Source organism: Mycobacterium sp. (assembly GCF_025933915.1).
GTDB lineage: Bacteria > Actinomycetota > Actinomycetes > Mycobacteriales > Mycobacteriaceae > Mycobacterium.
On sequence record NZ_JAICZA010000001.1, the window covers coordinates 73,570 to 82,806 of the forward strand.

Annotated in this window: 9 protein-coding genes and 1 pseudogene; 4 read left to right on the forward strand and 6 right to left on the reverse strand. The window is 64.4% G+C overall.

Going from position 1 to position 9,237, the window contains the following annotated elements:
• Positions 1–43 precede the first annotated feature (43 nt).
• Complete coding sequence (locus Q0W90_RS00275) at positions 44–1,216, forward strand: acyl-CoA dehydrogenase family protein (protein ID WP_297597444.1); 1,173 nt, start codon at positions 44–46, stop codon at positions 1,214–1,216.
• Here Q0W90_RS00275 and Q0W90_RS00280 read toward each other — a convergent pair.
• Positions 1,205–2,002: a TetR/AcrR family transcriptional regulator gene (locus tag Q0W90_RS00280; RefSeq protein ID WP_297772556.1), complete on the reverse strand. Its 798-nt coding sequence runs from the start codon at positions 2,000–2,002 to the stop codon at positions 1,205–1,207. The genes Q0W90_RS00275 and Q0W90_RS00280 overlap by 12 nt on opposite strands.
• Positions 2,003–2,280: 278 nt before the next feature.
• On the opposite strand from Q0W90_RS00280, the gene Q0W90_RS00285 reads away from it, so the two are divergent.
• Entirely contained in the window at positions 2,281–3,468 is a 1,188-nt protein-coding gene (locus Q0W90_RS00285) for an amidohydrolase family protein (protein WP_297597448.1), read from the forward strand.
• 25 nt (positions 3,469–3,493) lie between these two features.
• Here Q0W90_RS00285 and Q0W90_RS00290 read toward each other — a convergent pair whose 3' ends face one another.
• From Q0W90_RS00290 to Q0W90_RS00305, 4 genes are read right to left on the reverse strand one after another with little or no spacing between them, the layout of a single operon-like run.
• Positions 3,494–4,318 (reverse strand): enoyl-CoA hydratase-related protein, encoded by an 825-nt coding sequence (locus tag Q0W90_RS00290; RefSeq protein ID WP_297597450.1) that lies wholly within the window; start codon positions 4,316–4,318, stop codon positions 3,494–3,496.
• A gap of 44 nt (positions 4,319–4,362) precedes the next feature.
• Complete coding sequence (locus tag Q0W90_RS00295) at positions 4,363–5,442, reverse strand: hydroxyacid dehydrogenase (RefSeq protein ID WP_297699560.1); 1,080 nt, start codon at positions 5,440–5,442, stop codon at positions 4,363–4,365.
• 28 nt (positions 5,443–5,470) lie between these two features.
• Positions 5,471–6,586 (reverse strand): TauD/TfdA family dioxygenase, encoded by a 1,116-nt coding sequence (locus Q0W90_RS00300; RefSeq protein ID WP_297772560.1) that lies wholly within the window; start codon positions 6,584–6,586, stop codon positions 5,471–5,473.
• A 42-nt stretch (positions 6,587–6,628) separates the two neighbouring features.
• The gene (locus Q0W90_RS00305; protein WP_297772561.1) at positions 6,629–7,429 is read right to left on the reverse strand and encodes an aldolase/citrate lyase family protein; all 801 of its coding nucleotides are present in this window, start codon (positions 7,427–7,429) and stop codon (positions 6,629–6,631) included.
• An 88-nt stretch (positions 7,430–7,517) separates the two neighbouring features.
• On the opposite strand from Q0W90_RS00305, the gene Q0W90_RS00310 reads away from it, so the two are divergent.
• On the forward strand, positions 7,518–8,663 hold the full coding sequence (locus tag Q0W90_RS00310) for an acetyl-CoA acetyltransferase (RefSeq protein WP_297597476.1): 1,146 nt from the start codon (positions 7,518–7,520) through the stop codon (positions 8,661–8,663).
• Complete coding sequence (locus tag Q0W90_RS00315) at positions 8,663–9,067, forward strand: OB-fold domain-containing protein (protein WP_297699565.1); 405 nt, start codon at positions 8,663–8,665, stop codon at positions 9,065–9,067. The genes Q0W90_RS00310 and Q0W90_RS00315 overlap by 1 nt, the downstream gene beginning before the upstream one ends.
• Positions 9,068–9,084: 17 nt before the next feature.
• On the opposite strand, the pseudogene Q0W90_RS24480 reads toward Q0W90_RS00315, so the two are convergent.
• Positions 9,085–9,237 (reverse strand): annotated as a pseudogene (locus Q0W90_RS24480) (AMP-dependent synthetase); the annotation flags it as partial.

Consider the following 9,237-nt stretch of genomic DNA (forward strand, 5'->3'; position numbering starts at 1 on the left):
CCGCCGCCCGGGGCCGTGTGTGACGACAGATTGGCGTGCATACATGCATTTTCAGCTCGATGCAGATACTGCGACCTACCGCGACGGGATCCGCGCCCACCTTCAGGACGTGTTGACTCCCGAATTCGAGGAACGCATCTCCCGTAGCGGCGTCGCACACGACGACGAGTTCGCCAAAAGCCTAGTTGACAAGGGCTATTTCGCCCCGGCCTGGCCCGTCGAGTTCGGCGGACAAAACCGTAACGCGTGGCAGGACCAGGTCGTCAAAGAGGAACTGATGCGTTTTGACGCGCCGGTGTACCTCTCCGAGACGACCAGGATGGTGGCGTCGATCATCCGCGACGTCGGCACCCCGGCGTTGAAGGATCGCATTCTGGCCGGTGCGATCAGCGGTGACATCACCATCGCTCTCGGCTTCACCGAACCGGAATGTGGATCGGATGTAGCGGCGGCTGCCACCAAGGCCGTGCGCGACGGCTCGGGGAAAGACGCGCCATGGGTGATCAACGGCTCCAAGATGTTCACCACCAACGGTCACATCGCCGATTTTGTGTTCCTGCTTGCGCGAACGAGCCCGGATAAGCCGAAACACAAGGGGCTGACGATGTTTTTGGTGCCGTGTGACTCCGATGGGTTTGAGGCACAGGCCGTGTGGACCCTTTCCGGAGAACGCACCAACATCACCTTCTACAGCGATGTCCGCATCGGTGACGAGTGGCGCATTGGCGAGGTCGATGGGGGCTGGCAAGTGCTCGGGCTTTCCCTGCAGGACGAGCACGCCTCGGGTTGGGGTCCGCATCTGATTCGGCTGTTGGAGCATGCCGAGCATTGGGCCACCACCAGTCTGTCCGACGATGGCTCACGACCGATCGCGAATAGCGACGTGCGGCGTCGGCTCGCCCGCGTCGCGATGGAGACGGAGGTGTCGATGCTGTTGCAGCGGCGGTGCGTGTGGATGCTGGAACAGGGCGACACACCGGTGGCCGAGGGCCCGATGTCCAAGGTGTTCAGTACCGAGGCGCTCGAACGTGCCAGCCAGGACGTGGTCGAACTCGTCGGTGCCGACGGCTTACGCAGTTACCTCGAGCCGACCGCTCCCGAACGCGGGCGGTTTGACCACTCACTGCGATTTTCGTTGGGCACCACGATCTATGCGGGCACCAGCGAGGTCCAGCGCACCATCATCGCGCAGCGTGGGCTCGGCCTACCCCGTTAGTTTCTTTGGCCGTCCGGCCCGGCTGGCGGACGTCGCACGCGGTGCTGCCTTGCGAGCGGGCCTGGCCTTGACATCGGCGGTAGGCGGTGTGACGGCTTGTTTGCACCACGCCCACAACTGGTCCTCGGTCAGCTTCGAACTCTTGCCGCCCAGATGGAAAACGCCGATTTGGGCGAGTGCGGTGAGCGTGGTGTTCAGCAACGTGGTCAGCTGCGTGGGGGTCAGGTCGGTGCGTACCAGTCCGGCCCGCGCACACGACGTGATGATCTTCGTCAGCAGTTTCAGATGAGGTTCCCACACCTTTGCGAAGTCGTCCGGCCGCTCGATCTCCAGGCTCAAGTTGTAGATCGTCATGACCCGGCCGCCCACGGCTTCCGACGACTCAGCGCGGGACAGCACGCCGCGGCAGAAGGCCTCGAGTTGCTCCATCGGACCGTCGGCCGCAGCGACCTCCTGGCGGATGTTCTCGGTGAACTGACTTGTGACGTTTTCGTAGAGCGCCAACATGAGTTCTTCTTTGCCTGCGAAGTGTTGGTAGAACGCCCGGAGGCTCAGATTCGACCTGTCAATGAGCGTCTGAATCGTGAAGTCGGCCTTACCCGACTCCTCTACCAGTTCGAGCGCGGTAGCCAAAAACCGCGAACTACGCGCGAGGGCACGCGCTCTGGCGGTGCTCAGCCGCCGCTCGATCGTGCGTTGCTGCCACACGCCGGGCAGTTCGACGTCCGTATCGACCAATTCCAAGCCGGGTTCGAACTCGGGACCGGCGCGCTTCTTCGTAGGCATAATGCAGCAAGAATACGCGTTCGGCGCGGAAAATGTGCGATCTACCTACACGCGTATGTTGATTCTCACTGCCGTTAACTGGCCATTGCCAGCCTTGGCCCCCGCTCTCAACGGCCTGCCAGTGGGCCGCTATGGCAACAGTCTCGGGGCGGTGACGGTGTGGAGGTGCCCGGGAGTGCCGTGTCGACGTCATGCGGTACCGTGGAAACGGTCATTCTCATTTCCGAATCAGCGCGCCGCCAATTGAAGCCGCAGACCGTTGTCAAAGGAGTGCAGCCTTGAGCGCAGATATCCTAATCGTCTCGCCGGACGACCATCTGGTGGAACCGGCCGACTTGTGGACCAGCCGGCTGCCCGAGCGCTATCGCGACATCGGCCCGCGGATCGTTCGCACCCGGGGCCGCATGGATCCGACCGTCACCTCCGATGTCGCGTTCATCGAGGACGACGAGGGCCGCGACGCCGACATCTGGCATTACGAGGATGCGGTCATCCCGATTCCGCTCATCAGCGCGGCGGCCGGGTACGAACTCGACGAACTCACCACCGACCCGATCACCTATGACGAGATGCGCCCCGGCTGCTTCCGTCCTGCGGATCGGCTCGCGGACATGGACATTGCCGGCATCGAGGCCTCCGCCTGCTTCCCGAATACGCTCGTCCGCTTTTGCGGTCAACGCTTCCTCTACGGCAAGGACAAGGAACTCGCCAAGCTCTGCGTCGAGGCCTACAACGACTTCCAGATCGACGAGTGGGCCGCCAATTCGAACGGTCGGCTGATCCCGCTTGGCATCATCCCGCTCTGGGACGTCGAGCTCGCTGCGAAAGAGGTCGAAAGGGTCGCCGCCAAGGGAATGCACGCCGTGTGTTTCTCCGAGCTGCCCTCCCGTCTCGACCTGCCGTCCATTCATAGCGATTATTGGGACCCGTTCTTCGCCGCGTGCGAGCGAAACCGGGTGGGGATCATGCTGCACATCGGGTCGAGTTCTTCGCTCACCAAGTCCTCCCCCGACTCTCCGCACGTCGTGACGAGCGCGTTGATGGCGGTCAACTGCACCATCGCCATGGTCGACTGGTTGTTCTCCGGCAAGCTCATGCAGTTCCCCGACCTCAAGCTTGCGTTCGCCGAGGCGCAAGCGGGCTGGATCCCCTACTACCTGCAGCGTGTCGACGAGGTCTGGGAGGACCGACGCGCATGGGGCGGCATTCACCCGCTGCTGACCGAACCACCGAGCAGCCAGGTACCCGGTCGAGTGTGGTTCTCCACCTTCGGTGATCCGGTCGCGTTCCGCATCCTGGATCTGGTCGGGCCGGACCAGCTCATGTTCGAGACCGATTACCCACACAACGACACCAACTGGCCGCGGAGTCTCGAGGTCGCCAACAAGGCGACCGAGGGTCTGGACGAGGAGACCAAGCGAAAGGTGCTGTCCACCAACGCGAAGAACTTCTTCGGGATGGCGTAGCGCGCTGGCCCAGGCGCTACAGTGCCTACAGGCCTTTCCAGTCCGGCTTGCGCTTCTCGAGGAAGGCGCGCGGCCCCTCGATGGCATCCTTCGTCAGCGCCACCTTCATCCGGTAATTCTCGGCGAGCAGCTCCGCCTCGTAGATGGGCATCGTCAGCCCCTTGCGCACGGCCATCCGTGAACCCCGCACCGCCAGCGGCGCATTCGAGTTCACTACGTCGGCGATCCCCCAGGCGCGTGCCATGAGCGCATCGTGCGTGACCACCTCGGTGAAGACACCCAAATCATAAGCGCGCTGTGCGTCAAGCTTTTCGTGTTTACCCATCAAGATCAGCCGCATCGCCACAGGCAACGGGAGAATGCGGGCGAGCCTGACCCCTTCACGCCCGGACGTCACGCCAATGCTGACGTGCGGGTCCATCAACGTCGCGCGCTCGGACGCTATGGTGATGTCCGCCGTGGTCACGAGGTCCATTCCCGCACCACAGGCGATGCCGTTCACCGCGCAGATAATCGGCTTGGTCATCTGAAGCCACGGCGGCGTCGCCTCCTGCGGCGCGTCCCACTGCCGCATCGAGCTGAGGATGGGCTCGCCCTGGTTATCGATCCCCGCCGCGTTCTCCATGTCGTGATCGGCAGCCTTGTTGACATCCGCTCCGACGCACAGGGCACGGCCGGCACCCGTGATGATCACTGTCCAGATATCCTGTGAGCGTTCGATTTCCGCATACGCCACGGCCAATTCGGCGATCATCTCGTCGTTGATCGCGTTGAGCACCTCGGGACGGTTGAGGGTCACACAGGCGGTATGACCCCTGACCTCGACGTCGATCGTGTGGTATTGAGTCACCTATCGTGGGCCCTTCTCTTAAACTCGTTGTGGAGTAGTCGTTTTCACTGGGCGGCCGCGGTGACGCCGGCACTCGGGTGAATACCGAGGACGTCGTGGAATCTTTCGCAGTAGCGAGGCCAGACCTCCGGGTTCAGCAAACGCGGCGGCATGCAGCCTTCGAAGATCGCGCGCCACTGGGTGGCGGTCGCGACCGCGATGTCCCGCGCGGCCTCCACGGTGATGCCGGCGGTGTGCGGCGTTGCAACGACGTTGTCGAGCCCAAGCAGCGGATTGTCCTGCCGGGGCGGCTCCTGGTGGAACACATCGAGGCCCGCCCCGGCGATACCGCCGCTGACCAGCGCGTCGAGCAGCGCTTCCTCGTCATGGACGGGCCCGCGCGCGGTGGTGATGAAGAAGGCGGTCGGTTTCATCGCGGCGAACTGTGTTCTGCCGATGAGCCCGCGCGTCTCGCTGGTCAGAGGGCAGGTCACCTGCACGAAGTCTGAACGCTCAACGAGCTCGCCCAGCGTCACCAGCTGCACCCCGCGGGACCGTGCGGCCGCCTCGTCGAGATACGGATCGAAGACCAGCACCTCCATGCCGAACGGCGCGCACAACTCGACGAGCCTGCCCCCGATGGCACCAAGCCCGACGACGCCGAGGGTCTTGCCAAGCAGCTGACTTCCACGCAAGGCAAGCCGATCGCCGAGGGGACCGCCGCGCAATGCCCGGTCGGAGACGGTGATCTTCTTGGCGAGGTCGAGCATGAATCCGAGGGCGTGCTCGGCCACCGCCTCGGCTCCCGGCCCGGAGTTGTTGCACACCACCACCCCCGCGCGGGTGCACGCATCGACATCGATGACGTCGTATCCGGCTCCAGCCGAACAGACGGCGAGCAGGGACGGGCAGCGCGCGATCAATGCCTCCCCGGCCAGCCACTGCGCGCCGTCGGCGACGGAGGCAACATCGGTTCGCGTTGCGACCTGATACCCATGCGCGGACTCCAGTGCTGCCCAACCTGATTCGGCGGGTGCGGTCAGATCGAGTTTGACGATGTCGATGCCGGAAGGTTCCAGGACCTCCCCCGCGGCGGGGTCGGTCCACCGCTCGACGACCAACCGTGGTCGTGGCGCGTCGGTCATCTCCCTGGTGCGCCTTTCGCACCCGTGGTCACGGCCGCGCCTTGGGTTTGGCCTGCGCCGCCTTGAACATGTCGGCCAGCGCGGTGTCGACGTTGCGGTAGTCGTTGCGCGCGATCGCGCCGTCGCGGCCGGGCACCACGTCGTATCCGAGCCGCAGATCCTTGTTTTCCATGTGGAAGTACTCGCGACCGATCGGCAGCCGACGATCTTCCCGCGGGACCTCCATCCACGCGCGGAGGAAGCAGCGGGCCTTCTTGGGATCGTTGCTGCTGACGAAGTCCGACCGGGAGTGGCACATCGCGAAGTTGTTGGCCACGGCCGCTTCCCCGGATTCCAAACGGAATTCGACCTGCTGCTCGACGAGTATGTTGCGGAGCAGCTCGACGGCCTCTTGTTGCTTCGGGGTGAATTCGCGGCCCAGGGTCTTCATCGCCGGCAAGATGCTGCTATAGGTGAAGTTGATGCAGATTCGCCCGTTGATCTGGGAAAAGACCGGCACGTCGTAGGGGGTGATATCGGGCTGGTCATCGGGCTGTTCGCTGCGTCGGTGGTGCGGAAAGCCTTGATAGAGCACGTCGAGTAGGTCGGGCCGTTCGGCCACGATTCGGTTGTGCGCGGCAGGGCCGCTGGCGAACTGGCTTTCGCCGCCATGCGCCGCCGGGTAGACGCACAGCAGCGACAGGATGTCGGCGGCGTCATTGTGCATCGCCAGTTCAGCGCGAGACTTCGTGCCGCGGGCGGGTTGCACCCCGCCGGGCAGGATCTCTTCCTGGACGCGCACCATGCGGTGCCCAAAGGAGTTGTTCGACACCAGATAGCCGAGATGCGTGCAGAACGCCCAGTAGATGCGTTCGAGGTCTTCGATCGAATGCTGCTCGACCGGAAAGCCGCGCACGCACGCGAGTCCCTTCCCGAACATCAGATCCCGATAGAGCCGTGCCAGGTCGTCGTCGAGGTCTGGGTGGCGAGCGTCCTCGGGCGTGATGTCGTCCCGGTCCTTGTTCGCGGTCTTGGTCAGGATCGATTCCAGCGCAGCCACATTGCGGGCGGACAGATCGAAGGCGAAGTCTTCCTTACTCGCGAAGTCCCCGCCCGTCCACGCCATTGGGTCGGTGACACGTTCGGTGTAGATGGCTGTCGGCATCCGGTCCTCCTGTTGGGTTGGCGTCGCTTCGGCTACTCGGTGTCATTCGTCACGCTGGTCATCGCGGCGGCTCTGCAGTCCGCGAAGCACTTGCGCGCGCGTTGTGGCCGCCTCGGTCATCATCCCGATGTCAGTGCCGGCCGAGATGAATCGCAATCCCAGTCCCACGAATCGATTCAGCAGGTCAACTGACTTTATTCCGGCGATACCGAGCGCCACACCGTGACTACGACAAGCCGCCGCGACCGATTCTACTGCACCGTGGAAATGGCTATTCTCATACTGTCCGTGGATGCCCATTTCGGCGGTCAGATCGCTCGGTCCGATGAGGATCATGTCGATGCCGTCTACCGAGGCGATGGAGTCGGATGCCTCGACCGCCTCCGGGGTCTCGATCATCACGGCCACCACCGTGCGGCGTTCGAGCAGCTCCGCCAATTGCGCCGCCTCTCGGGGCGCGTATCCACTGACCGCATTGGGACCCGAAATGGACCGGTTGCCGATCGGCGGAAAACGCGCGGCTTGGACCACTCGTTCCGCCTCTTCCTTCGAATTAATATGCGGCACAATGATTCCTACTGCGCCACCATCCAGCACCCTCGCGATGACACTGGGATCGTGCGACGGCACCCGCACCAGGCCGGAAATCCCCGCGCCGAGTGCGCTCGTGCATAGCATCTGCGCAGTATCCAGAGACGTCGAGGTGTGCTCGAGATCGACGTACACGGCGTCGTACCCGCATGCGGCCGCGACCGCGGGAATGTCAGGAGTGCGTGAGTTGAGCAGCGCCAGGCACAGCACCAGAGCCTCGCCCCGCAACGCGTCCCGCAGCGCCGTCGTCATAGGCTCACGGTAGCGGACCGAGAATCACGTTTCCATAATATCGTCAATGGCCATTATCAGCCGCGACCTCGATGTGATAACCATAGCTATGCCATCGAACCGCGTCGCCATCGTGGGCGCAGCCCTGTCCGACTGCGGCCGGGTACCCGACAAGACCGCCATGGCGCTGATGGCCCAGTCGTCGCGGCGGGCGGTCGCAGATGCCGGGCTCGCGAAGGAGGACATCGACGGTTTCGGCGGGCACGGAACGCTGCTTCCCCCCGTGGAAGTCAGCGAGTACCTCGGTCTGCGACCTACCTGGGTGGATGCGACCAACGTCGGCGGATCCTCGTGGGAAGTGATGGCCGGGCACGCCGCCGCCGCAATCGCGGCCGGCGAAATCGAGGTCGCTCTGTTGACCTACGCATCGACCGCGCGCTCCGACGTCAAGCGACGGGTGCGCGCGTCGGCTGCCGCGATGGGCACCGGTGGCGCGCTGCAGTACGAGGCGCCCTACGGCGCGACCCTCATTGCCAAGTACGCCATGGCAGCTAGGCGCCACATGATCGAGTTCGGCACAACCGTCGACCAATTGGCAGAAGTCGCCGTCGCGGCCCACGAGTGGGCGGTTATGAACGACAACGCGTTTGAGCGTGACCGCATCACCGTGGCCGACGTCGCGGCCGCGCCGATGTTGGCCGAACCGTTCACCTCCAAGCATGTGTGCCTGCGCACCGACGGCGGCGGCGCCGTCGTGCTTGCCAGCGAGCGCGTGGCCAGAGATTGCGCGAAGGAGCCGGTGTGGATTCTCGGTGCGGCCGATGCGACGTCGCACGTAAGCATGAGCCAATGGCCCGATTTCACGACATCGGCGGCGGCCCGCTCGGGCCCGCCGGCGTTCGCGCGCGCGGGCGTCAGCCCGGCCGACATCGATGTGTGCCAGCTCTACGACTCCTTTACCTCCACCGTCCTGCTGACCGTGGAGGACCTCGGTTTCTGCGCCAAGGGCGAAGGGGGGCCCTTCATCGAGTCCGGAGCGCTTCGCCCGGGCGGGGCGCTCCCGACCAACACCGATGGGGGCGGCCTGGCCTCGTGTCACCCCGGTATGCGCGGAATGTTCCTCATGGTGGAGGCGGTGAGGCAGCTGCGGGGGGAATGCGGACAGCGCCAGGTCAGCGACGCCGGGTTGGCATGCGTCCACGCGATGGGTGGTTTCTTCACCCATAGCGCCACAATGATTCTCGGGAGGCAGTGATGACGGCTCCTGATCGGCCCACGATCGACGCAGACGGCCAAGCGTGGTGGTCGGCCGCGCAGGGCCGCCGGCTGATGGTGAACGCCTGCCGGTCCTGCGGACAGACCTCGTTGTACGCCCGGCCGTTCTGTCCGCACTGTTGGGGTGAGGACGTCGTTCTGACACCGTCCGCCGGGCGCGCGCGGCTCTACACGTGGAGTGTCATCCACCAGAATGCCGCCCCTTTTGACGTACGCACGCCCTACGTGCTGGCGATGGTGGACCTCGAGGAGGGGCCGCGGCTGATGACGGTCGTGGAGAATTGCCGCGTCGAAGATCTGTGTGCTGACATGGAATTGGTGATCGCCTTTCGTGACGACGAGGACGGATTCGTCGTGCCGGTTTTCCATCCCGCCAACGGCTAGGCCCCGCGGCAGACCTCTCACCCGGTGGTGGCGAGACGGTCGGCGAGCATCCGCTGGCGCCCAACGGACAGCGCATCGAGTTTGGTGCGGTCGACCTTGCCGTTGGCGTTGACGGGAAGCGGCTCGTCCCAGAACACAAGCTCTTCGGGCAGCTTGTATTTCGGCAGTCC

What these genes read in the sequence shown, in the direction of transcription:
- Q0W90_RS00275 (WP_297597444.1), top strand. Translation starts at nt 44, where the DNA reads ATGCATTTTCAGCTCGATGCAGATACTGCGACCTACCGCGACGGGATC.
- Q0W90_RS00280 (WP_297772556.1), bottom strand. Translation starts at nt 2,002, where the DNA reads ATGCCTACGAAGAAGCGCGCCGGTCCCGAGTTCGAACCCGGCTTGGAA.
- Q0W90_RS00295 (WP_297699560.1), bottom strand. Translation starts at nt 5,442, where the DNA reads ATGACCGACGCGCCACGACCACGGTTGGTCGTCGAGCGGTGGACCGAC.
- Q0W90_RS00300 (WP_297772560.1), bottom strand. Translation starts at nt 6,586, where the DNA reads ATGCCGACAGCCATCTACACCGAACGTGTCACCGACCCAATGGCGTGG.
- Q0W90_RS00305 (WP_297772561.1), bottom strand. Translation starts at nt 7,429, where the DNA reads ATGACGACGGCGCTGCGGGACGCGTTGCGGGGCGAGGCTCTGGTGCTG.
- Q0W90_RS00310 (WP_297597476.1), top strand. Translation starts at nt 7,518, where the DNA reads ATGCCATCGAACCGCGTCGCCATCGTGGGCGCAGCCCTGTCCGACTGC.
- Q0W90_RS00315 (WP_297699565.1), top strand. Translation starts at nt 8,663, where the DNA reads ATGACGGCTCCTGATCGGCCCACGATCGACGCAGACGGCCAAGCGTGG.